At 72.4% G+C, this 23456-nt stretch carries 19 protein-coding genes and 1 rRNA gene; 15 read left to right on the plus strand and 5 right to left on the minus strand.

Going from position 1 to position 23456, the window contains the following annotated elements; genetic code table 11:
• Window positions 1–281 precede the first annotated feature (281 nt).
• Window positions 282–4217 (plus strand): SGNH hydrolase domain-containing protein, encoded by a 3936-nt coding sequence (locus tag BLT36_RS09225; RefSeq protein WP_092094126.1) that lies wholly within the window; start codon window positions 282–284, stop codon window positions 4215–4217.
• Window positions 4218–4316: 99 nt separating this feature from the next.
• On the opposite strand, the gene BLT36_RS09230 is transcribed toward BLT36_RS09225, so the two are convergent.
• The gene (locus tag BLT36_RS09230) at window positions 4317–5081 is read right to left on the minus strand and encodes a FadR/GntR family transcriptional regulator (RefSeq protein WP_092094127.1); all 765 of its coding nucleotides are present in this window, start codon (window positions 5079–5081) and stop codon (window positions 4317–4319) included.
• A 239-nt stretch (window positions 5082–5320) separates the two neighbouring features.
• On the opposite strand from BLT36_RS09230, the gene BLT36_RS09235 reads away from it, so the two are divergent.
• From BLT36_RS09235 to BLT36_RS09260, 6 genes are read left to right on the plus strand one after another with little or no spacing between them, the layout of a single operon-like run.
• Entirely contained in the window at window positions 5321–6730 is a 1410-nt protein-coding gene (locus BLT36_RS09235; RefSeq protein WP_092094129.1) for an MFS transporter, read from the plus strand.
• On the plus strand, window positions 6727–8451 hold the full coding sequence (locus BLT36_RS09240) for a dihydroxyacetone kinase family protein (RefSeq protein ID WP_092094130.1): 1725 nt from the start codon (window positions 6727–6729) through the stop codon (window positions 8449–8451). The genes BLT36_RS09235 and BLT36_RS09240 overlap by 4 nt, the downstream gene beginning before the upstream one ends.
• 24 nt (window positions 8452–8475) lie before the next feature.
• Window positions 8476–8961 carry a ribose-5-phosphate isomerase gene (locus BLT36_RS09245; protein WP_092094132.1) on the plus strand — a complete coding sequence of 162 codons (486 nt, stop codon included), beginning with the start codon at window positions 8476–8478 and terminating at the stop codon, window positions 8959–8961.
• Window positions 8961–9767, plus strand: a complete 807-nt coding sequence (locus BLT36_RS09250; RefSeq protein WP_092094134.1) for a triose-phosphate isomerase family protein — start codon at window positions 8961–8963, stop codon at window positions 9765–9767. Before BLT36_RS09245 ends, BLT36_RS09250 begins: the two co-directional genes overlap by 1 nt.
• On the plus strand, window positions 9764–10609 hold the full coding sequence (locus tag BLT36_RS09255; protein ID WP_092094136.1) for a sugar phosphate isomerase/epimerase family protein: 846 nt from the start codon (window positions 9764–9766) through the stop codon (window positions 10607–10609). The genes BLT36_RS09250 and BLT36_RS09255 overlap by 4 nt, the downstream gene beginning before the upstream one ends.
• Complete coding sequence (locus tag BLT36_RS09260) at window positions 10606–11523, plus strand: phosphogluconate dehydrogenase C-terminal domain-containing protein (protein ID WP_092094137.1); 918 nt, start codon at window positions 10606–10608, stop codon at window positions 11521–11523. Before BLT36_RS09255 ends, BLT36_RS09260 begins: the two co-directional genes overlap by 4 nt.
• A 72-nt stretch (window positions 11524–11595) precedes the next feature.
• Here the strand turns inward: BLT36_RS09260 and BLT36_RS09265 are convergent, their stop codons facing one another.
• Window positions 11596–13188 carry a D-apionate lactonase family protein gene (locus tag BLT36_RS09265; protein WP_092094139.1) on the minus strand — a complete coding sequence of 531 codons (1593 nt, stop codon included), beginning with the start codon at window positions 13186–13188 and terminating at the stop codon, window positions 11596–11598.
• An 81-nt stretch (window positions 13189–13269) separates the two neighbouring features.
• Between BLT36_RS09265 and BLT36_RS09270 the strand changes: the two genes are divergently transcribed.
• On the plus strand, window positions 13270–14091 hold the full coding sequence (locus BLT36_RS09270) for an SDR family NAD(P)-dependent oxidoreductase (protein ID WP_092094140.1): 822 nt from the start codon (window positions 13270–13272) through the stop codon (window positions 14089–14091).
• Between the two features lie 56 nt (window positions 14092–14147).
• On the opposite strand, the gene BLT36_RS09275 is transcribed toward BLT36_RS09270, so the two are convergent.
• Together BLT36_RS09275 and BLT36_RS09280 are read right to left on the minus strand one after the other, a co-directional pair.
• Window positions 14148–15098 carry a DUF1648 domain-containing protein gene (locus BLT36_RS09275; RefSeq protein WP_092094142.1) on the minus strand — a complete coding sequence of 317 codons (951 nt, stop codon included), beginning with the start codon at window positions 15096–15098 and terminating at the stop codon, window positions 14148–14150.
• A complete protein-coding gene (locus BLT36_RS09280; protein WP_092094143.1) occupies window positions 15095–15445 on the minus strand; it encodes a GntR family transcriptional regulator in 351 nt (116 codons plus the stop codon). The genes BLT36_RS09275 and BLT36_RS09280 overlap by 4 nt, the downstream gene beginning before the upstream one ends.
• 231 nt (window positions 15446–15676) lie before the next feature.
• Between BLT36_RS09280 and BLT36_RS18725 the strand changes: the two genes are divergently transcribed.
• From BLT36_RS18725 to BLT36_RS09290, 3 genes are all read left to right on the plus strand, one after another.
• A complete protein-coding gene (locus BLT36_RS18725; protein ID WP_175529555.1) occupies window positions 15677–15841 on the plus strand; it encodes a hypothetical protein in 165 nt (54 codons plus the stop codon).
• Complete coding sequence (locus tag BLT36_RS09285) at window positions 15838–16890, plus strand: helix-turn-helix domain-containing protein (RefSeq protein WP_092094145.1); 1053 nt, start codon at window positions 15838–15840, stop codon at window positions 16888–16890. The genes BLT36_RS18725 and BLT36_RS09285 overlap by 4 nt, the downstream gene beginning before the upstream one ends.
• 82 nt (window positions 16891–16972) lie before the next feature.
• Entirely contained in the window at window positions 16973–17848 is an 876-nt protein-coding gene (locus BLT36_RS09290) for an alpha/beta fold hydrolase (protein ID WP_092094147.1), read from the plus strand.
• Here the strand turns inward: BLT36_RS09290 and BLT36_RS09295 are convergent.
• On the minus strand, window positions 17841–19388 hold the full coding sequence (locus tag BLT36_RS09295; protein WP_139166418.1) for a MocR-like pyridoxine biosynthesis transcription factor PdxR: 1548 nt from the start codon (window positions 19386–19388) through the stop codon (window positions 17841–17843). The two genes, BLT36_RS09290 and BLT36_RS09295, sit on opposite strands and share 8 nt — an antisense overlap.
• A gap of 22 nt (window positions 19389–19410) precedes the next feature.
• On the opposite strand from BLT36_RS09295, the gene BLT36_RS09300 reads away from it, so the two are divergent.
• The 4 genes from BLT36_RS09300 to BLT36_RS09315 all read left to right on the plus strand — a co-directional run.
• Window positions 19411–20145: a pyridoxamine 5'-phosphate oxidase family protein gene (locus tag BLT36_RS09300; RefSeq protein ID WP_092094151.1), complete on the plus strand. Its 735-nt coding sequence runs from the start codon at window positions 19411–19413 to the stop codon at window positions 20143–20145.
• Between the two features lie 224 nt (window positions 20146–20369).
• The gene (locus BLT36_RS09305) at window positions 20370–21353 is read left to right on the plus strand and encodes a C40 family peptidase (RefSeq protein ID WP_092094153.1); all 984 of its coding nucleotides are present in this window, start codon (window positions 20370–20372) and stop codon (window positions 21351–21353) included.
• Window positions 21354–21406: 53 nt separating this feature from the next.
• On the plus strand, window positions 21407–22639 hold the full coding sequence (gene rlmN, locus BLT36_RS09310) for a dual-specificity RNA methyltransferase RlmN (protein ID WP_092094155.1): 1233 nt from the start codon (window positions 21407–21409) through the stop codon (window positions 22637–22639).
• 706 nt (window positions 22640–23345) lie between these two features.
• Window positions 23346–23456: ribosomal RNA gene (locus tag BLT36_RS09315) — 16S ribosomal RNA — on the plus strand; the annotation flags it as partial.

Below are 23456 nucleotides of genomic sequence, written 5' to 3' on the forward strand. Positions count from 1 at the left end.
GAATCCGGTGCCCGCGACGACCGACGGGCGGCGCCGTGAGCAGGAGGGGGACAGCCACGATCAGCAGCCCGCTGCCGATGCCACCCCCGAACCGGCGCCCGGACGGGCAGCACGTCCCCCGTTCGAGGGGCATACTGCCAGGTCCTGGTAACCCCCTGGTCACTCACGACGGCCGCGCACCGTCCACCATCGAACAACGCGAACACGCGCCACAGCACCCGCACCGTACCCGCACCACTGCAACGCCATCTCGTCACGCCTGAACCAGGGGAAGGCCCGACATGACGTCCACGGACACGGTGGTCGACGCGCGCCACGACGCGCAGACCACGCACAGTACGACGACCACGCGGGCGCCCGCCGGGGAGTCCCAGTACCTCCCCGCCCCGCCCACGGACCGCGAGAAGTACTGGTACATGGGACCGCAGCACCGGTGGATGCTGTTCGCCCAGGCCGCCGCGTTCGCCCTCATCGCCTCGAGCATCTGGCGCTTCTCCACGTCGGCCCCGGGCCTGCTCCTCTTCCTCATCCCGACGACGCTGTACTGCCTGACGCTGTGCGTCTCGCTCGTGACGAGCTCCCGTCGGAAGCGTTTCCGGAAGCGCGACCACATCGAGCGGGTCCAGCAGTGGCAGCCGGACCGCTACCCGACCGTCGACGTCTTCCTGCCGACCGCGGGGGAGCCGATCCGGGTCCTCGAGAACACCTACTACTGGGTGTCGAAGCTCCGCTGGCCGACGACGCTGACGGTGTACGTCCTCGACGACGGGGACCGCCCCGAGGTCGCCGAGCTCGCCCGCCGCTACGGCTACCGCTACGAGGTCCGCCCGGACCGCGGCCACCTCAAGAAGGCCGGAAACCTGCGGCACGGCTACGAGCGGTCCGACGGGGACCTCATCGCGGTGTTCGACGCCGACTTCGTGCCGCGCGCCGACTACCTGCACGAGCTGGTCCCGTACTTCGACGACCAGGGTCTCGGCATCGTGCAGTCGCCGCAGTTCTTCGACGCCCGGAAGGGCATGCACTGGCTGCAGCGCACCGCCGGCGCCACCCAGGAGCTGTTCTACCGCTGGATCCAGCCCGCCCGCGACCGGTCGAACGCCGCGATCTGCGTCGGCACGTGCGCGATCTACCGCCGCGCGGCACTCGAGCAGGCCGGCGGCTTCGCCCAGATCGGCCACTCCGAGGACGTCCACACCGGCGTCAACCTGATGCGCGTCGGGTTCCTCGTCCGGTACGTGCCGATCCTGGTGTCGAAGGGCATGTGCCCCGACGACCTCGCGTCGTTCCTCAACCAGCAGTACCGCTGGTGCACGGGATCGATGTCGCTCCTTGCGGACACGACCTTCCACGAGAACCCGCACATCACGCTCCGGCAGCGGATGTGCTTCTGGTCGGGTTTCCTCTACTACATGTCCACCGCGGTGAACGTGTTCCTGTCGCCGCTGCCCGGGCTCGTGATGCTGTTCGGTCTGCCGCAGTGGATCATGCCGCAGAACTCGGTGTGGCTCCTCGGCGCGATGGTCATGTGGCTCGTCGTCGTCCCGATCATGTACAAGTCGCGCTGGCGCATCGACGTGCTCCGCATCCAGTCGCTGTACTCGTTCGCGCACGCCGTCGCGATCGTGCACGTGTTGACCGGGAGGACGAAGGAGTGGGTGCCGACGGGCGCCGCGAAGAAGGTCACGACCCCGCTCGGGACGCAGATCGCCCGGGTGATGCGGATCACGGTCACCGCGTCGCTCCTCGTCACCTGGTCGGGGCTCGCCTGGGCCACGGTCCGGTACGGCTTGGACATGCTCTGGGCGATGTGGGTCCTCGCCGCGATCCACGCGTACGTGCAGGTGCCGATGCTGTTCCTGTCGGTCCCGTCCTCGCCGAGGCGTGCGGCCCGCAGGGCGGCACGAGCAGACCGCCGGGAGGCGCGACTCACCGCCCGCAGGCCGGCCGGCGCCGTCCACGGTGCGGCTCCCACCCCCGCGCTCGCCGCCATCGCAGCGGCGGACGTCGCCGATCCCGCACTGCCGGCACCGCCGCTCTCGCCGGCGGTGACCCCGTCGTCACCCGTCGGGACCCTGCCGGAGCCGAGCCGCGCCTCCAGGCCCGAGCAGCCCGCGTTCGGTGAGCGGCTCGACCCGGTCGCGCTGCCGGCGACCGCCGCCCCGGTCGAGGAGCCGGTGCAGGCCGAGCGTCCGCAGGCGGTCGGTCCGCGCGTGTTCCGGCCGGACATCCAGGGGCTCCGCGCGGTCGCTGTCCTGCTCGTGGTGATCTACCACACCGGTGCGCCGGTGATCACCGGCGGGTACGTCGGGGTCGACGTGTTCTTCGCGATCTCCGGGTTCCTCATCACCGGGCAGCTCCTCCGCGAGGTCGAGCGGAAGGGCCGCGTCGACTTCGGCGCCTTCTACGCCGGACGCATCCGGCGGCTGCTGCCCACCGCGCTCCTCGTGATCGCCGTCACCGTGGTGGCGACCCGGCTGTTCGACTCGATCCTCCGCGCGTCGAGCGTGGCGTGGGACGGCGTCGCCGCGACGTTCTTCTCGTTGAACTACCGGCTCGCCGCGCAGGGCGTCGACTACCAGGCGGCCGACGGACCGGCCTCGCCGCTCGAGCACTTCTGGTCGCTCGGCGTCGAGGAGCAGTTCTACCTGCTCTGGCCGCTCGTGCTGACCCTGGCGATCGTGCTGTGGAAGCGGCACCGCCGCCTGGCGATGGCCGCGGTCGTGACGCTCGTGTTCGGGGTGTCGATGTGGGCGTCCGTGACGATCACCGCCCACGACTCGCCCCTGGCCTACTTCTCGATGCAGACCCGGGCGTGGGAACTCGCTGCCGGAGCCTTCCTCGCGATCGGCGCGCGGTACGTCACCCGGATCCCGGGCGCCCTGCAGATCGGACTGACCTGGCTCGGCCTCGGCGCGATCCTGGCGAGTGCGTTCCTGTACTCCGACGAGACGCCGTTCCCCGGCACCGCCGCACTGCTGCCGGTGCTCGGTGCCTGCGCCGTGATCGCGGGCGGCGGCGTGTACCGGCGTGGCTCGGTGGAGTCGCTGCTCGGCCGGAAGCTGTTCCAGGCCATCGGCAAGGTGTCCTACGGCTGGTACCTGTGGCACTGGCCGATGGTCGTGCTCGTTCCGGTGATGGTGAACCGCGACCTCGGCTGGCTCGAGAAGCTCGAGGTGATGGCGGTCGCGCTCTGGGTCGCCACGATCACGTACCACCTGATCGAGTCGCCCTCGGCCCGGGCGCGGTGGAAGCGCATCCGCTGGGCCGCGGTCGGAGCGGCCGCCGCAGCGGTGACCACGGCGACCGCGGTGGTGGTCGTGTTCTCGGTGCCCGCACTCGTCGGGAGCGGCGGCACCGTGCAGGCCGCGTCGCTCGACCAGGGCAACACGAAGGAGATCCAGACGACGATCCAGTCCGCCCTCGCCGAACGGGACGTCCCGGCGAACCTCACGCCGAGCCTCACCGACGCCGCCGACGACCAGCCCGACTCGACCGACAACGGCTGCCACGCCGGCTACCTGCAGATCCAGCAGAAGGCCTGCGTCTACGGCGACCCCGACGGAGCCCGGACCGTGGTGCTCTGGGGTGACTCGCACGCCCAGCAGTGGCTGCCCGCGTTCGACGCGGCCGGCAAGTCCGAAGGCTGGAAGGTCGTCGCCTGGACGAAGGCCGCGTGCCCGGTCGCCCAGCAGGTCGAGCTGTTCAACTCCTCGCTGAAGCGCACCTACACGGAGTGCCCCGAGTGGCGGGACGCCTCGATGCAGCGGATCCAGGCGCTCGACCCGGACCTCGTCGTGATGGCGCAGTCGGACAACGTGCCCGGCAAGCAGGTGTCGAACACCACGTGGGCGGACGGCACCGCCGAGACCGCGGCGACGATGCAGGCCGCGGGGCTGAAGACCGTGTACATGCTCGACACCCCGGTGCCCGAGGGTGACGCGGTGTCCTGCGTCGCCGAGCACCTCGACACCGTGGAGGAGTGCAACCAGGCCGAGCAGCACGCCTACGCGGTCTCCGGTCGGCACCAGGACGTCGCAGACACCGTGCGGGCCGCGGGCGTGTCGACCGTGGAGCCGCGCGACTGGTTCTGCACCGACGACGGGTGCCCGGTGGTGGTGCAGGACAAGCTGGTGTACCGCGACCAGACGCACATGTCGACGGCGTACAGCCGGTGGCTCGAGCCGCTCGTGGCGCCGTTGCTCCGCTCGTCGTAGGCGGCCCGCGGCTGGCCCGAGTCTCGGCCTCAGCGACACTCCTCGGGCTCCAGCGCGCGAGAACTGTCGCTCAGCCCGAGTCTCGGCCAGCCGCGACGGCTACGCGCGGGCGGCGGCCTCGTCGTCGGGGACCGGCTCGGCGTTCTCGATGCGGGCGCTCGCCGTGGCCATGTGCTCGTCCATCGCACGCTGCACGGCGAGGACGTCACCGGCCCGGAGCGCCTCGAGGATCGCGCGGTGCTCGTCGTACGCCGCCTCGGTCGCCTGGCGGGTCCGCACCCGGCGGCCGACCCACACGCTGAGCATCGAGCGGAGGCTCTGCAGCAGATCGGCGAGGACGTCGTTCCCCGCGGCCCGGGCGAGCAGCACGTGGAACCGCACGTCGGCGTCGATGAACGCGTCCGGGTCGTCGAGCGCCGTCTGCTGGCGGTCGATGTAGGTCTGGAGCTCCTCGAGCTGCGCCGGCGTCGCACGCTGGGCGGCGAGGATCGCGGCGGTCCGCTCGAGCGACGACCGGATCTCGAGCAGTTCGCGGGTCCGGTTCGACGCGAGCATGAGCCCCCACGAGAGCGTCGTCGGCAGCAGCTCGGACGTCCCGCCGCGCAGGTACGTGCCCGAGCCGGGGCGGACCTGCACGATGCCGAGGATCTCGAGCGCGGCCAGGGCCTCGCGCACCGCCGACCGTCCGACACCGAGCCGTTCGGCGAGCACGCGCTCCGCCGGCAGCCGCGAACCGGGGGCCAGGTCGCCGGCGGTCAGCAGGGACACGAGCTGTCGGGCGACCTCGGACGCGGGGGACCCGGCCGGGACGGACTCCAGTTCGAGCCGGATGTTGAGGGGGTCGTTCTCACTGAACGCGGGCATGCAGTGAGCGTACCGGTCGGTCAACCGGTTCACGGGGAGGGCGGCTGGACGCTGGGATCACCGCGCGGACGCAACTCGAGCACAGGATGCGCCTCGTGTCTCCCGCGCCGAATGGTCAACCGGTTGACAAGTTGGCTCGATCGTCGCAGACTCGTTCCCGACGCACCGAGGCGTCCACTCCGTGCCGGGCGCAGCAGCCGGGCGAGGAGCCGAACCACCCCCACCGAGCAGGAGTCATCGTGGACATCCCCGCCACGCGAGGCATCCCCACCTCGGTCGTCGAGAAGACGGCCATCCGCAAGATCGCGATCCGCATCGTGCCGTTCGTCGCACTGATGTTCTTCATCAACTTCCTCGACCGCACCGCGATCTCCTTCGCGGCCCCGAACGGCATGGAGGCGGACCTCGGTCTGACCGCCGCCCAGTTCGGGTTCGCGTCCGGGGTGTTCTTCATCGGCTACCTCGTGCTCGAGGTGCCGTCGAACCTGGCGCTCCACAAGTTCGGCGCCCGCGTCTGGCTCGCCCGCATCATGATCACCTGGGGCCTCGTGTCCCTGCTCTTCACGTGGGTGCAGAACTACCCGCAGCTCGTCGGCCTGCGCTTCCTGCTCGGTGTCGCCGAGGCCGGCTTCTTCCCGGGCGCGATCCTCTTCCTGTCCACCTGGGTCCCCGCACGCCACCGCGGCAAGATGCTCGCGCTGTTCTACCTGGCGCAGCCGCTCACCAGCGTGATCGGTTCGCCGCTCGCCGGCTGGCTGATGACGCACGAGGGCCTGCTCGGGGGACTGGCCGGCTGGCGCTTCATGTTCCTGTGCGTCTCGATCCCGGCGATCATCGTCGGCATCCTCTGCCTCTTCGTCCTGCGCGACAAGCCGTCCCAGGCGAAGTGGCTCGACGAGGACGAGAAGGTGTGGCTCGAGACCGCGCTCGCGAAGGAGAACACCGCCAAGACCGGCGACGGCCACGCGAAGGGCGGACTCCGTGCCGCGTTCGGCTCCGGCCGCGTGTGGATGCTCGCCGCCGTCTACTTCGGGTTCATCTACGGCCTCTACGCGCTGAGCTTCTTCCTGCCGACGATCATCGACGGCTTCCAGGAGCAGTTCGGCACCACGTTCGACCTGTTCCAGAAGGGCCTCATCACGGCGATCCCGTACGTGCCCGCCGCGGTCGTCCTCTACTTCTGGTCGCGTGACGCCTTCCGTCGCGGGGTCCGGGTGTGGCACATCGCGGTCCCGGCGCTCGTCGGTGGCCTCAGCATCCCGGTGGCGCTCTTCATGAACAGCCCGGCCGCCACCGTCGCCGTCATCGCGATCACCGCCTGCTCGATCTTCGCCGCGCTGCCGAACTTCTGGACGGTCCCGACGCAGTTCCTCACCGGTGCCGCAGCGGCCGCGGGCGTGGCCCTCATCAACACGATCGGCAACCTCGGCGGCTTCGCGGCCCCGTACATCACGGGTGCGGTCAGCGAGTGGACCGGTGGGTACCAGGTGCCGATGTTCATCGTCGGGTTCTTCATGGTGCTCTCGAGCGTCCTGATGTTCGTGCTCGGCCGGAACACGAAGCGGAACGACGCAGCCGCAGCCGGCACCGCAGCCGCGCCCAGCGTCGCAGCGACCGAGACCGCGGTCGCCAAGGAGGCCGGAGCATGACCCGCCTGTTCAACGACCCCGCGGACTTCGCGGACGAGATGGTCGACGGGTTCGTCGCGGCGAACCGGGCGTGGGTCCGGAAGGTCCACGGCGGCGTCGCCCGCGCCACCACGAGCCCGGACGGCACGGTCGCCCTGGTCGTCGGCGGGGGCTCCGGCCACTACCCGGCGTTCGGTGGCCTCGTCGGGCACGGCCTCGCCGCCGGTGCCGCGATGGGGAACCTGTTCGCCAGCCCGTCCGCGCAGCAGGTGACCGCGGTCGCGAAGGCCGCCGAGCACGGTGGCGGCGTCCTCCTCTCCTACGGCAACTACGCCGGCGACGTCCTGAACTTCGACGCGGCCGCCCGGGCGCTCGAGGCACAGGGCATCGACGTCCGCACGGTCCGCGTGACCGACGACGTCGCGTCCGCGCCCGCCGACGAGGCGTACAAGCGCCGCGGCATCGCCGGGGACCTCTGCGTCTTCAAGGTCGCCGGTGCCGCCGCCGAACGCGGGGACGACCTCGACACGGTCACGGCGGTCGCCGAGCGCGCCAACGCCCGCACCCGCAGCTTCGGCGTCGCGTTCTCGGGCTGCTCCCTGCCCGGCGCGGACGAACCGCTCTTCACCGTCCCCGAGGGCCGGATGGCCATCGGGATGGGCATCCACGGTGAGCGCGGGATCGCCGAGGCCGACGTCCCCACCGCCGACGGCCTCGCCGACCTGTTGGTCGACAAGCTCCTCGGGGAGCTGCCGGAGCGCGTGGCTGCGCCCGCCGGCCAGCGCGTCGTCCCGATCCTCAACGGCCTCGGCTCGGTGAAGTACGAGGAGCTCTTCGTCGTCTTCGGCGCCGTGCAGCGGAAGCTGACCGAGGTGGGCATCGTGGTCGTGGAGCCCGAGGTCGGCGAACTGGTCACGAGCTTCGACATGGCCGGAGTCTCGTTGACCCTGTTCTGGCTCGACGACGAACTCGAGCAGCTCTGGGCAGCGCCCGCCGACACCCCCGCGTTCCGCAAGGGCGGCGCGGTCCCGCAGCAGCGCGTCTCCGACGAGGAGCTGGCCGCCGGCGCCGTCGTCCCGGTGACGCCGGGCACCGCCGAGTCCCAGGTGTCGGCCCGGATCGTCGCCGACGCCGTCTCGGCGATCCGCCGCACCATCGACGCCCACGCCGACGAGCTCGGCCGGATCGACGCCGTCGCGGGCGACGGCGACCACGGCATCGGCATGCAGCGCGGCTCCACCGCCGCCGACGCCGCCGCGCAGGATGCCGCAGCACGCGGCGCCGGTGCGGGCAGCGTCCTCGCCGTCGCCGGAGACGCCTGGTCCGACCGGGCCGGTGGCACGTCCGGTGCGATCTGGGGTGCCGCCCTGGAGGCACTGGGTCGCGTTGTCGGGAACGAGTCGCGTCCGACGACGGCGACCGTCCAGAGCGCGGTGCACGCCGCCACCGACGCCGTCCTCGCGTTCGGCGCCGTCCCGGGCGACAAGACGATGGTGGACGCGCTCGTCCCCTTCGACGAGGTCCTCACCGCCCGCATCGCGGCCGGCGACGACCTGGTGGCCGCCTGGTCCGTCGCTTCGGCCGCCGCCCAGACCGCGGCCGACGCCACCGCCGACCTGCTGCCGCGGATGGGCCGCGCCCGCACCCACGGCGAGGACGCGGTCGGCACCCCGGACGCCGGCGCGGTCTCGTTCGCGCTCATCACCGACGCCGTCCTGGCGACGATCGCCGTCCCCGCCTGACCCCCACACGAAAGGCACACCCGCATGAGTGAGCAGCAGTTCCGCATCGTCGTCGGTTCGGACGACGCCGGCTTCGACTACAAGGAGGTCATCAAGGCCGACCTGGCGAAGGACCCCCGCGTGGTCTCCGTCGTGGACGTGGGCGTGGACGCCGACGGGCACACGGCCTACCCGCACGTCGCCGTCGACGCCGCACGCCTGGTCGCGAACGGCGAGGCGGACCGGGCGATCCTGATCTGCGGCACCGGCCTCGGTGTCGCGATCGCGGCGAACAAGGTCCCGGGCATCCGGGCCGTCACCGCACACGACTCGTTCTCCGTCGAGCGCTCGATCCTCTCGAACGACGCCCAGGTCCTCTGCATGGGCCAGCGCGTCGTCGGCGTCGAGGTGGCCCGCCGGATGGCGAAGGAGTGGCTCGGCTACACGTTCGACCCGACGAGCGCCAGCGCCGAGAAGGTCAACGCGATCTGCGCCTACGACGGGTCGGCTCCGGTCGGGACCGACGCCTGATGCCCGCGACCACGGCGGCCACCCCACTGACGATCGGGGTGTCGCTCAAGATGTACTTCGGGCACGCCCGGACGCTCGAGTGGACGCGCGCCGTGGCCGACATCGCGCGGACCCACCCGGCGGTGCAGTCCGGCGCGGTGGAGCTGTTCGTCATCCCGACCTTCCCGGCGCTCGTCCCGGTGCACGCCCTGCTCGAGAGCACCTCGGTGCTCCTCGGTGCGCAGGACCTGGCGTGGGCGGACGAGGGCGCGTTCACCGGGGAGGTCTCCGGGCGTGAGCTCCGTGAGATCGGGGTCGACCTCGTCGAGATCGGCCACGCCGAACGGCGGTCCCTGTTCCACGAGACCGACGACGAGATCGCGGGGAAGGTGCACGCCGCGTTCCGCAACCACCTGCGGCCGCTGCTCTGCGTCGGGGAGGCGACCCGGGCCTCCAGTCAGACCGCGGTCGCCGACGTGACCGCGCAGCTCGACCGGTTCACCGCGACGGCCGTCGCCGACGGACTGGCCGGTCCCGTCATCGTGGCGTACGAGCCGGTCTGGGCCATCGGCGCGCCGCAGCCGGCGCCCGACGACCACATCGTCGACGTGCTCGCCGGTATCGCGGCGCACCTGGCGTCCCGGCCGGAGCTCGCGGGCAGCACCGTGATCTACGGCGGCAGCGCGGGACCGGGCCTGCTCACGCGTGGTCAGGGCCGCATCGGGGGCCTGTTCCTCGGCCGGTTCGCCCACGACCCCGACGCGATCCGCACGATCCTCGACGAAGCCGAGGCGCTGGCCGCGACGCAGGACGGAGCACCGGCATGACCTCCCTGCTCGGCCTCTCCACGTACGCCTACTTCTGGCGGATGTCCGACCGGGTGCCGTCGCCGATGTCCCTCGGCGACGCGCTCCGCGACGCGGCGTCCCACGACGGCGTCGACCTCTTCCAGATCTGCGACCACCTGCCGCTGGACACCGCGAGCGACGAACGCCTCGCCGCGATCCGTGGGCTCGCCGCGGACCTCGGGCTCACCCTCGAGGTCGGCACCCGGGGCACCCGCCCCGAGCACCTCGCCCGGTACCTGCACGTCGCCGAGCAGCTCGGCGCCACGCTCCTGCGCAGCATGTGGACGAGCGGCGACGACCAGCCCGACGCGGCCGAGACCGAACGACGCCTGCGCCAGGCGCTGCCCGCCTACGAGCGCGCGGGCGTGACCCTCGCGCTGGAGACGTACGAGGTCGTCGCCACCGCCGACCTCGTGGCGGTCGTCCAGGCGATCGGATCCGACCACCTCGGGATCTGCCTCGACCCGGCGAACACCGTCGCCCGGCTCGAACACCCGACCGACGTCGTGGCGATGACCGCCCCGCACGTCGTCAACTGGCACGTCAAGGACTCCGCCTTCACCCGCTCACCGGGCTGGGTCGGCTTCCAGTACACCGGCGTCCCGACCGGCACCGGCTTGCTCGACCACGACGCCGTCCGCGCCGCCATCGAGCCGGACGAGCACGGGATCAACCGCGTCATCGAGTTCTGGCTGCCCTGGCAGGACGAGCACGCCGGGGCCGAACCACTGCCGGGCGAGACCCCGGCACAGACCACCACCCGCATCGAGGCGGCGTGGACCGAACACACCATCGAGTACATCAGGAGCAAGGAATCATGACCGACACCGCCATCACCACCCACACCGTCGCTGCCGGTTCCGGCACCGCGGACGTCACCGTCGCCGTGATCGGTGCCGGCGGCAAGATGGGCACCCGTGTCTCGAACAACTTCGCGAAGAGCGAGTACACGACCCTCTACAGCGAGGCGTCGCCCGCCGGCCAGGAGCGCATCCAGGCCCTCGGCCGGTCGCTCACCGACAGCGTCGAGGCGGCCAAAGTCGCCGACGTGGTCATCCTCGCCGTGCCGGACGTCCTGCTCGGCAGCATCTCGGAGCAGCTCGTCCCCGTCATGAAGTCGGGCGCCAGCATCCTGACGCTCGACCCGGCCGCCGCCTACGCGGGCCTCCTCGCCAAGCGCGAGGACATCCACTACGCCGTGGCGCACCCGTGCCACCCGTCGGTGTTCCTCGAGCGCACCACCAAGGAGGAGTGGGACGACACCTTCGGTGGCATCGCTGCGCCGCAGGAGGTCATCGCGGCCTTCGACGCCTCCGAGTCGCTCGGTGACGAGGGCGACGCCGCCAAGGCGATCGCCGAGGCCGTCATCACGACCATGTACGCCCCGGTCATCCAGGTGCACTGGGTCACGGTGAAGCAGCTCGCCGTGCTCGAGCCGACCCTCGTCGAGACGATCGCCTGCATGATCGGCGACTTCCTCAACGACGCCCTCGAGGAGACGGTCACCGGCGTCGGTGTGCCCCGCGAGGCCGCCCGCGCGATGCTCTACGGCCACACCTGGATCGCGCTGACGAACGGCCTGCGCGGCTCGAACCCGTTCTCGGACGCGTGCCACATCGCGATGGGCTACGGCCGCGAGAAGCTCATCAAGGAGGACTGGAAGCAGGTCTTCGACGACAGCGAGCTCGACTCCGTGATCGCCAAGATGCTGAAGATCGACGCCGTCAAGCGCTGATCCCGGACCACCGCAGACCGGAACGCCCCGCCGACCCCCTTCCGGCGGGGCGTTCCCCGTGCCCGGCGCTGGTCAGCGGAGGAACACCGCAGCCGCGGGGGAGCGGGTCCCGTCGCTCACCACGACGCCGCGTGGCCCCCACGCCTCGGCGAGCGTGATCGACGCCACTCCGGGCACGGTCAGGGCGTCGACGGACGAGGCGAACCATCGGCCGGCGGCCTCGGTGTGCTGCCCTGGGTCCGTCGCGTCCGGCACCCGGTGCGGCCCGTACCCGTCCATCGCGGTCGCGTCGGTCACGGCACGACGGGGTGCCGTCGCCACGGCGTTGAACCGTGGTCGGAGCGTCACCGGTCCGACGTGGAGCGGCCTGCCGGCGGCCAGCCTGGAGGCACTCATCACCACCCAGCGCTGCATCCGCAGCGACTCGGTCACCTGGGCGCGGCTGCGATCGTGCATCTGCGGCGTCACGCTGAACGCGAGCGCGCCGTCCCAGCCGCGGAACAGGTCGATCGAGCGGTTCAGCTCGGTGAAGTGGGCACGGGTCCCGGCGACGACGTGGAGCGGACCGGTGGACGCCGCCGCGACCAGCGCCCGTTGCAGGGCGGGCGTGGTGACGTGCGACGACGGGTCGAACGCGCCGACCCGTGTGACGGGCCCGGTCAGGAGCAGGTCGTCGATCGCGGCGCGCAGCAGCGCCGGGTCGTCGGTGACGAACCGGACGTCGAGCGGCGCACCGCGGGCGTCCCGGCGAGCCGAAGCGAGGACGGCGGCGACGTCCGGGTCGCGGAGGTCGGGCTCGACCAGGATCGGGACACCGGGCAGGAGCGCGCCGTCGTCGGGCCGCAGCGCGGTCGGTGCCGACCCGGCGAGGAGCTGGAGGGTCGGCGGCGCGGTGACCACGGACGTCGGTGCCGGCCCGTCCAGCAACGCGAGGGCCGGGGCGGGGGAGGGCGCGCCTCCCGGCAGTGGGAACGCACCTGCCGGACCGCAGTCGAGCGCGACGCTCTGGTGGATCCGGGTACCCGCCTCGAGCGCGACGGGGAAGGGCTCGGACAGCGGCGTCGAGTACGTCTTGAACGAGGCGTCGGTCCAGTTCCGCTGGTCCTCCATCTCGAAGCCGTCGCCTCCGAGCGTCACATCTGCGTCGATGCCGTCGACCGTCCAGGCGTAGCCGACCACGTCGGTGGCGGGCTGGTGCGGTGCGATCCACGTCGGGAGGACCTGGTCGGTCGGTGCGCTGAAAGCGTGCCGGACCGTGATCGCTCGCCCGGCCAGGGTCGGCGGGTGCAGGACGACGAGCCCGATGCGGTTGCGCCGGAAGGCCCGCGTGGTGGTGCCGACCGCGTCGACGAGCACGATGCCGCCGCCGAGCGTGACGTCGAGCGTGTACTCCAGGACCGGTTCGCCGTCGTACGCGCTCGAGGCCGCGATGCGGACGTGGGCGGTCGATCCATCGTCCGGGAGCTCCACCGTTCGCCGCAGGACGGTGTCGTCGGCGGTGCGCCAGTCGTGGTCGCGGGTGACGAACCGGATCGCCCGGAGCACGGTGACCCCGCGGTGGCTGATGTCGGCGAGTTCGGCACCGCGGAGGACCAGGCGCCACGGACCGGCCTCCACGACCTGCTCGTCGTCGGCCGCTCGGTCCCACACCTCGTCGTCGGTCACGGACTCTTGCTACCAGTCGGTCAACCGGTTGCGCAATGATGGATCTCGGAGCGCCGATGCTCCGACGACGGGAGCACCCTCATGACCGCACGACTGACCGGCCGGACCGCCCTGGTGACCGGTGCCGGATCGGGGATCGGCCGGGCGATCGCCGACCGGTTCGTCGCCGAGGGCGCGCGCGTGGTCTACGCCGACCGCGACGCGGAGGCGGCAGCGGCAGCAGCGGCAGCGGCAGCGGCGGCGGCGGCGTCGGGGGCAGGGGCCGCCACGGCAACGGTCCCGGCTCTGGACGCCGGTGACGACTGTGCCGTCCCGCTCACGATGGACATCGCCGACGAGGACAGCGTCGCGTCCGGGTACGCCGCCCTCGCCGCCCGGGGAGCCAGCCCCGACGTCGTCGTCGCGAACGCCGGCGTCCAGCTGTTCGGCCACGACGCGAAGGTCGCCGACGTGTCCCTCGAGACGTGGAACCGCACGGTCGCGGTCAACCTCACCGGGACCTTCCTGACCGTGAAGCACGCCGTCCGGGCGATGCTCGCGAACGGTGGTGGGTCGATCATCGCGACCGGGTCGCCGACGGGCCTCAACGGCGAGGGAGCCGACTTCGCCGCGTACTCGTCGACGAAGGGCGGCATCCACGCGCTCGTCCGGGCGACGGCCATGGCCTACGCCCGCGACGGCATCCGGGTGAACACAGTCGTGCCGGGCTACACCGAGACGTCGCTGGTGTCGGCGATCTCCGGCGACCCCTCGGCGCGGGCGTCGATCGTCTCCCGAACACCCCTCGGCCGGCCCGGTACCCCGGACGACGTCACCGGGATCATGGTCTACCTGGCGAGCGAGGAGTCGGCGTACGCCACGGGTGCGGTGTTCCGCGTCGACGGCGGCATGACGAGCCTGTAGCCGCGCAGCCGCACGCCGGCACGCCGGCACGCCACACGTTGCAGGCGCGCCGTCCGTCAGCGCGCGGCCGCCAGCAGCGCCCCGAGCGCCGCCGCCCCGCGCTCGGCGTCCGCGACGGTCACCATCCGCGCGCCGCCACCGCGCAGCCGCGCGACGAGCCCCGGGCCGGACCGCGCCACGTACGCGATCCCGCGCCCGGAGATCCGGTACCCCCAGCCGCCCCACTGTCCGGGCGAGACGTCCTCGTACCCGCACGACTCGATCCGGTCGAGCGGCACCCGCATGATCGGGATCCGCGTCCACGTGGAGGTGAGTCGGAGTCCGCGGCGGTCGACGGTGACCTCGACCCGGGCGAGCGCCAGCACCGCGAGCCCGGCGACGAGCAGCAGCACCCCGGTCACGACGGCCGTCCCGGCGTCCGCGACCGCGGTGGCCCACGTCGCCACGACCCCGACGAGCAGTGCGACGACGCCGACGACGGCCAGCCAGCGGCTGCCGACGCTCGCACGCCAGGCCACTCGACCCTCGGGCGCCACGACCAGCGGCTCCACGTCCCGCGCCGCCACTGGAGGCGCGGCGCGGACCAGGGCGATCGTCGGCGGAGCCGCCACTGCGATGCCGACGAGCGTGATGAGCACCGCCCACCACCAGCTGAACGCCGGACGATCCGACTGGTTCACCACCGCGACCGCGATCCACGCGACGGTGAGGACGGCGGCGAGCAGGTTCGCGACCAGCAGGAGCACCGCGGCCGTCCGGCGGTCGCGGTAGCGGAGCGCGGTCACGGCGAGGACGGCGGCCGCGAGTGCGAGGGCGGCCGTGATCCAGAAGAACGGCCAGGGCGATCCCCACCCGTCGGCGGTGCCGTCCGCCCCGAAGTGCGTCGCGACCCGGCCGGGCAGCCCGGGACCGAGCGTGATCCCCGCGACCGCCAGGGCCACCACCACCGCGATCCCCGGTGTGACCACCGCCGCCCGTGCTCCGGTCGTCATCGATCGTGTCGTCATCGTGCCCCCTTGATCATCGCGTACAGGTCGTCGAGCGGGACCCCGAGGGTCTCCGCCTGGTCGCGGAGCTCCGTCACGAGCGCCCGCAGGCGGTCGAACGAGGCGTTGCCGGAGCGGATCACCGTCGCGCCGCGGCCCCGCCGCAGCTCGATGAGGCCGTCGTCCTGCAGCTCGGCGTAGGCGCGGAGCACCGTGTGCATGTTGACGTCGATCGAGGCCGCGAGGTCCCGCGCGGACGGCAGGCGCTCGCCGGCCCGGAGCTCGCCCCGGGCGATCGCGTGCCGGACCTGCGTGGCGACCTGCTCGGCGAGCGATGCCTTCGCAGCCGGGTCGACGGTGATCAACATGTTCGCATTGTACGCGAACAATACAGTCGAAAACCAGGCTACTTTGTGACGGATGCGCTGTCGATCAGTCCAGAGCGCGCGGGCTGGGTGCCCCGTGCACGCGGCGGCGCGGTCGCCCGCGTACCTTCCGGGGCAACGGTTCGTTTTCCGTCCCGTCGACACGCGGATCGTCCTGTGGGGGGAAGGAGCGGGGGCTCCGCGGCGGGACGACGTGATCAGGGAGCACGAGAGATGACCAAGTACGTGTCCAACGACGACGTGGAACCCGTCCGGGTCCTCACGTACCGCCACCTGCGCAAGGCCACTCGCCGCGGTTGGCCACTGCCCGAACAGTCCGAACCCTCGCTCGGTGACCTCGTCCGCATCCGGAACGGTCGTGGACGGGGCACCGCGTGAACCCCCCGGTGCGTGCCGCGACCGCGTGGCCGCCGGAACCCGAGGTCCACCGGACGCACGTCGGTGAGATCGTCCGGAGCGGGAGTGACCCGGCCGAGGCGCTCGAGTTCTACCGCGAGGTGTACGACGGCCGCGACATGGCGTTCGCGCCGAGCACGACCCCGTTCGGCTTCCGCTACCGGGCCACCGGCGACGGCCGCGTGAGCCTCCGCACCTCGTCGGTGTCCGCGCATCGTCGGGGCGTCCTGGCGCCGGACCGTCAGTACGTCCTGGCCTGGTCGGTCGAGGGTGGCATCGTCATCGACGACGACCGGGAGGACGCGGTCACGCTCCGTCCGGGCGTCCCGGTGATGTACCCGGCCGGCCGGCCCTTCCACGCCTCGGCTCCGCCGGGGACCCAGCACCTCGTCCACTTCGACGCCGACTTCCTCGAGGCCGTCGCCGTGGTGGGCACCGACCTGCCGCCGACCCCGCTCGCGTTCCGGGTCACGGTCGGGCCGGATCGGCTGGCACCGCTGCTGTCGGTCCTCCGCGAGGTCGCCCCCACCATGCTCGACCCCTCCGTGGTCGACGGGGACCGCGCCGCGCTCGACCTCCGGCTCGCCGAGGCGACGATCGACGCCTTCCGGATGGTGGACGAGACGGTCGCCCACAGCGGGCCGGCCGGCACCGTCGACCGGGCGAAGGAGTTCATGTACGCGCACTTCGCAGGGCCTCTCGCCGCGACGGACATCGCGGCCGCGGCGGGCGTGAGCGTCCGGACCCTGCAGGAGTCCTTCCAACGACACGAGGGCAGCACGCCGACGGCGTTCCTCCGCGACCTCCGGCTCGAGAAGGCGCGGCTCGGGCTCCAGCTCGCCGACGCCCGCGAGACGTCCGTCGCAGCTGTTGCGCACGCGTGCGGCTTCCGGCACATGGGCCGGTTCTCCGGGGCGTACTACGCCACCTACGGCGAGTACCCCGGCGACACCCTGCGGAGCCGACGCCGGTTGATCGCCGTCGGCGGCCGTTCGGACCGCAGCGGACGGGAGGCGACGGTCCTGAACTGACCATCAGGCGGGCCTGGAGGCGCGGGGCGGTTCCGCCCCGTTCGCCCAGTCCGTCCCGTGGTCGCGCGGATACCGTTGGGTGATGCAGTCCGAGACGTGTCCAGCCGACGTCGCGGCCGGGACCGAGGTCGCCGTCCGCGGCGACGGTGCACCGGTGCTCGTCCTGCACGGCACCCCGGGCGGCATCGACGGGGCCGGGATCATGGCCCGGTTCCTGCCCTCGGACTCCTTCCGGGTGGTCACCCTCTCGCGCCCCGGCTACCTCGGGACCCGGCTCGACCGGCAGCACGCCTCGCTCGACGACGAAGCGGACCGGTACGCGGCCCTGCTGGACCGCCTCGGCATCGAGCGCGTCGCCGTCCTCGCCTGGTCCGGGGGCGGTCCGGCCGCCTACCGGTTCGCCGTCCGGCACCCGCACCGCGTGCGTTCGCTCGTCGTCGCCGCCGGACTCTCCGGCCGGTGGGCGCCGCCACACGTGGCGCCGCTCGAGTTGGTCATCACGCACACCGCCGTCGGAGCGGCACTCGCCCGTGCCGCCGCCCGGATCGCCCCGGGCGCGGTCATCAGCGTCGCCGAGGCCGGGGTGAGTTCCCTCCGGGGGCGGGCGCTCCGCGAGCACGTGCGGGGCGTCCTCGCCGACCCGGTCCGCCGGACCTTCGTGCTCGACCTCGCCACGACCGGCAACACGTCCGGACGGCACCGGCCGGGCTGGGACAACGACGTCCGGAACCTCGGCGCCGTCGACGACCTCGGTCTGTCGGGGATCCGCACCCCGACGCTGCTCGTGCACGGCGATGCGGACACCGACGTCGAACCGTCGCACAGCGCCCGTGCTGCTGCCGAGGTCCCCGACGCCGAACTCCTCACCCTGCCGGGTGGCACGCACTTCGCGCTCTGGGCCCACCGCGACGCCGAGGCCGTGCAGGAGCGGGTCCGCGCGCACCTCCGCCTCAGCTGACGGAGGCGCCGCCGTCCGGGACCGCGGCGAGCAGCACATCGAGCGCCCGGTCGAGCTGTGGTGACGTCAGCGCACCGTAGCCGAGCACCACGCCCGCCGGGGCACTGCCCGGATCGACCTCGTACTCGTCGAGCGCGCTCACGAGGACCCCGGCCGCGGCCATCCGGGCCACCACCGCGCGTGCGGTCGCGGGACCCGACCACGTGACCACCGCGTGCAGTCCACCGTTCAGTGCACGCGCCTCCAGGCCCCGGACACCGTCGATCCGCGCCGCGATCTGCTCACGCCGGTGCGTGTAGTCCCGCCGGACCCGGCCGAGGTGGCGGCGGAGCGCGCCCGTCCGCAGCAGGTGCGCGAGCGCGACCTGGACGGGTTCGGCGACCACCGGGCCGCGCGCGGTCCGGGCGGCGACGACCGCTTCCCCGAGTCGCCCACCGGTCGGCAGGACGAGGTAGGCGCACCGGAGCCGCGGGTCGAGCGTCTTCGAGAACCCGCCGACGTGCAGCACGGTGCCCACGGTGTCGAGCGCGGCCAGTGCGGGGACGGGGGAGCCGCGGTGCCGGAACTCCGAGTCGTAGTCGTCCTCCACCACCGTCGTCCCGGTGCGGGCGGCCCAGGCGAGCAGTGCGTGCCGACGGCCGACCGGCATCACCGAGCCGAGTGGGTACTGGTGCGTCGGGGTGACCACCACCGCGTCGACCGGCTCGGTGGCGGTGAGGACCGCGAGGGCGTCGACGTCGAGGCCGTCGTCGTCCACCCGGACCCCGACGAGCTCGGCTCCCGCGCTCGTCATCGCCCGACGGCCGGAACGGTAGCCGGGGTCCTCGACGGCGATCCGCGGTGCGCGACCGAGGCGGACCCGGAGCGCCTCGGCCACGAGCGACAGCGCCTCCGACGTCCCGCCGGCCACCACCACCCGGCCGACCGCGGGCGCGAAGCCCCGGCTCAGGCCGAGCTGCGCGGCGACCTGCGCCCGGAGGCCGGGCAGCCCGAGCGGGTCCGACAGTGTGTTCCGGAGCGGAGCGTCGGCCGCCGCACGCCAGGCGGCGCGCCAGTCCCGCGTCGCGATCGCCGTCACCGCGGGGATGCCCGGCCGGCAGTCGAGCACGGCGGGAGCGGACGGCGCGGGCACTGCGTCGACCGGCTCCGTGGTGCTCGCCGCGCGGCCGACCGCGGTGGCACTCTCGCGCGACCGGCGCGGCGTGACCCGCGCCGGGGCCACCGCGACACCCGCGGTGACACCCACCGCGACACCCGCGGTGACACCCACCGCGACACCCGGCGCGACGCCCGCCGCCACCCGCGCCGCCGCACCCTGCCGCGTCCGGATCCAGCCCTCGCCGTCCAACTGCTCGTACGCCGCGACCACCGTGCCCCGCGCGACCCCGAGTTCGGCCGCCAGCGCCCGCGTCGACGGGAGTGCATCGCCGGCCGTCAGCGTCCCGTCCTGCACCATCGCGCGCACCCGCGCGACGACGCCCGCCGTCTTCCCCGACTGGTCCACCGGACCACCACCGATCTGGTCCATGAACCGGACCACTTCTGACCCTAGCGTTGCCCGCATGCGCACCACGAGCCTCCAGTCCGACCCCTCGCTCACCGTCCGCCGCCTGCGCGACCGGCAGTCCCACGACCCGGCCGACCTGCACGCGATCCTCACCGAGGCGGTCGTCGCGCACGTCGGCTTCGTGCGTGGCGGCCACCCGATCGTCCTGCCGTTCCTCTGCGGGCTGGGGGACCTCGGCGACGGTCCGGTCCTGCTCCTGCACGGCTCGACCGGCGGCGGGCTGTTCCTCGACGCCGGCGCCGAGGGGGTCCCGGTCTCGGCCACGGTGACGCACGTCGACGGCCTCGTCTTCGCGCGGTCGACCTTCGACAGCTCCGCGAACTACCGGAGCGCGATGGTCGTCGGGAACGCGACCGTCGTCCCCGAGCCGCTCCGCGCCGAAGCGCTCTGGCAGGTCGCCGACCACCTCATGCCGGGCCGCCGCGACGAGGTGCGGGAGATGACCCCGAAGGAGGTCCGCGCCACGCAGGTCCTGCAGCTCCCGCTCGACCGCGCCAGCGTGAAGATCCGCGCCGCAGGCGTCGGCGAGGCGGTCGACGACGGCGAGGACCACGGTGTCTGGGCCGGCGTCGTCCCGCTCGCGGTGCGCGCGGGCGACCCGATCGCGGGGGACATCTCGGGGGACGCGCCGGTCGACGGGTCGGTGCGTGCGCTGGCGGCCCGTCTCGACGAGCTGGCGGCCGGCCGGGAGGCGCGGATCGCCGCCGTCATGCGGAAGCCGGCCCTCTGACGGTCGGCTCCAGGGCGTCCCGCGCGGTTCTCGGGGCGTCCCGGGCGGTTCTCGGGGCGCTCGGTCGTGGTTCTGAGCGGGCTGCGAGGAACCGCCCATCCTGTGACGAACCGCAGGAACGCGCCGATGCCGTCCAGGGCAACACAGGTTCGTGACCAATACGTTATCTTCCCGAGTCGCCTGATCACCCGCTCGGGCCGGCTCGATCCGACCCGGAAGGAACCATGGGACGCCACGCACTCCCCGCAGCACCCGACGCCGTCGTCGAGCGCGCAGCCGCATCCACTGCTCCCGTGGCACCCGCCGCTGCTGCTCCGGCCGCTGCTGCTCCGTCGGCTCCCGCCGCTGCCGAGCTCCGTCGTCCCCGGGGCCGTCGTTCCGCGTTCGGCCCCGCCGTCGCCCGCTCCACCTTCGTCGAGCACACGAAGCCGGCCCGCACCGTCTCGCTCGCCCAGCCCCGCCCGGTCGCCTCGACCGCCGTGGCCGGTGCCGTCGTCCTCAGCCGCTCCGCCGTCCTCCGTGCCGAGCGCGCCGTCGACCCGAAGCACGTCCGCCGGGCCGCCAACGCGAAGCGCGCGGCGATCCTCCTCGCGCCGGCCCTCGCCGTGACCTCGAGCCTGACGCTCGCGCTCCCCGCGAACGCGGCCACCCCGTCCACCGAGGCGCACCACGGCACGACCACCTCGCTGCCGTCGCAGCAGTACACGGTCGCCCGGGACGTCCAGGTCCCCGTCGTCCAGACCGACGGCATGACCACCACCACGACGATCGTGTCCTACCCGACGATCGTGACGAAGTTCGGCGTGAGCACCCAGCAGGCGGAGGACGCCATCTCGAAGGTGCTGTCCGCCGGCGGCGACCGGGCGACGATCGTGTCGACGGCGCTGCAGTACATGGGCGACCCGTACGTCGAAGGCGGAGCGAGCCACCAGGGCATCGACTGCTCCGGCCTGACGATGGTGGCGTACGCGGCCGTGGGCATCCCGCTGGTGCACTACGTCCCGACGCAGGACGCCGCGGCCACCACGATCCCGGAGTCCGAGGCGAAGGCCGGGGACCTCGTCGTGTACGACAACGAGGACCACGTCGGCATCTTCCTCGGCGACGGCCTCGTGCTGCAGGCCCCGCACCCGGGAGACCCCGTCGACATCGTGCCGATGTACTCGGCCGCACACCACTTCGCGCGCCTGCTGCCCGCCGGCAGCTGACCGCCGTCGGCGGTGGGATCGCACCCCGGCCAGTCCTCCCGTAAACTGGAGTGATGGCCTCCGAGACCCGCACCCCCTTCGAAGAGCAGCGTTCTGCTCGTCCGCAGGTGCGCCCGCGCACCGAGGGCTGGACCCAGGCCACCGACACCGCCGGCCGCCCGCTCCTGCAGTTCGCCTCCCCGAAGCGCGGCAAGCCGCCCGTGCACCTCGCCGACATGACGGTCGAGGAACGCGTCGCCAAGGTCAAGGAGCTCGGCCTCCCGGGCTTCCGCGCCAAGCAGCTCTCGACGCACTACTTCACGCACTACACGTCCGACCCGGCGCAGATGACCGACCTGCCCGCCGCCCAGCGCGACGAGCTCGTCGCCGGCATGCTGCCGCCGCTCCTCACCGAGACCCGGCGTCTCGCGACGGACAAGGGCGACACGATCAAGTTCCTCTGGAAGCTGCACGACGGCGCCCTGGTCGAGTCGGTCCTCATGCGGTACCCCGGACGCATCACGCTCTGCGTCTCGTCCCAGGCGGGATGCGGCATGAACTGCCCCTTCTGCGCCACCGGGCAGGCCGGACTGACCCGGAACATGTCCACCGCCGAGATCATCGAGCAGATCGTCCGGGCCAACGCCGCGATCGCCGCCGGTGAGCTCGGGGGCGACCCGCGCAAGGGTGGGCAGGACCGTGTCGACGCCGAGCGCGTGACGAACATCGTGTTCATGGGCATGGGGGAGCCCCTGGCGAACTACAAGCGCGTGATGGACGCCGTGCGGATCATGGTCGCTCCGCAGCCGGACGGCCTCGGCATGAGCGCCCGCGGGATCACCATCTCGACGGTGGGGCTGGTCCCCGCGATCAACAAGCTCGCCGACGAGGACATCCCGGTCACCTTCGCGCTGTCCCTGCACGCCCCGGACGACGAGCTCCGCGACGAGCTCATCCCGGTGAACTCGAAGTGGAAGGCGGACGAGGCGATCGACGCCGCCCACAACTACTTCGTCAAGACGGGTCGCCGTGTCTCGATCGAGTACGCGCTCATCAAGGACATGAACGACCACGCGTGGCGAGCGGACCTGCTCGCCGAGAAGCTCAACAAGCGCGGCAAGGGGTGGGTGCACGTGAACCCGATCCCGCTCAACCCGACGCCCGGATCCGTGTGGACCTCCTCCGAGGTGCACGTGCAGGACGAGTTCGTCCGCCGGCTCAACGCCGCGGGCATCCCGACGACCCTCCGCGACACCCGCGGCAAGGAGATCGACGGGGCGTGCGGGCAGTTGGCCGCGGCCGAGTAGACGAGACCGGGTCCGGTCCGTCGGTCCGACGACCCAGCCTGGAGGCACGGTGCGACCCCGCACCGTGCCTTCCGTCGTTCCCGGGGTCGCGCTGGTGCGCGCGGCGCCGTTGCCTGCGCCCGCTGCCCGCTGCCGCCGCCCGCTGCCCGCCGCCCGACGCACCCGCCGCCGCCGCACCTGCCGCCGCGCCGTGGTGCGAGGTTGCGAGCACGGTGCGGGTCTGTGGCGCCGCACCACGCCGACGACCTCGCACCAGCCGGCAAGCTCGCACCGTGCGAGCCCCCGGATCCCCGCAGTTCCGGTGATCGGCGGACCCGACACGCCCGGGATGTGGGGCGGGTTGGTGCTCCCGTTCACCTCTGCGTAAAGTAATCACTCGTTGCCGCTGAGGCGGAGAACGGAACGGCCGAGACGGTCACCGGGTCACAGACTCGGAGATCTTGTCCGCCACGGTTCTTCCCCGGGCAACGAAAACCAAAGCCTCTCTGGCGAAGCTCCTTCATGGGGTGGAGCGGGGAGTGCGTCTGGTCCTTGAGAACTCAACAGCGTGCACATTGTCAATGCCAATTTATTGATTGACCTCGTGCCTGGTCGGTTTTTCCGGCTGGGTCATGATGCAATTCCTTTTGGATTGAAGATTGTCAGTTGACAGTCAACAGTCAGAATCAACTCGGTCTGATGCCTTCGGGTGTTGGGTCTGTATTTTTTTACGGAGAGTTTGATCCTGGCTCAGGACGAACGCTGGCGGCGTGCTTAACACATGCAAGTCGAACGATGATGCCCAGCTTGCTGGGTGGATTAGTGGCGAACGGGTGAG

This window comes from Curtobacterium sp. UNCCL20, assembly GCF_900101675.1.
In the GTDB taxonomy this organism is placed as follows: domain Bacteria; phylum Actinomycetota; class Actinomycetes; order Actinomycetales; family Microbacteriaceae; genus Curtobacterium.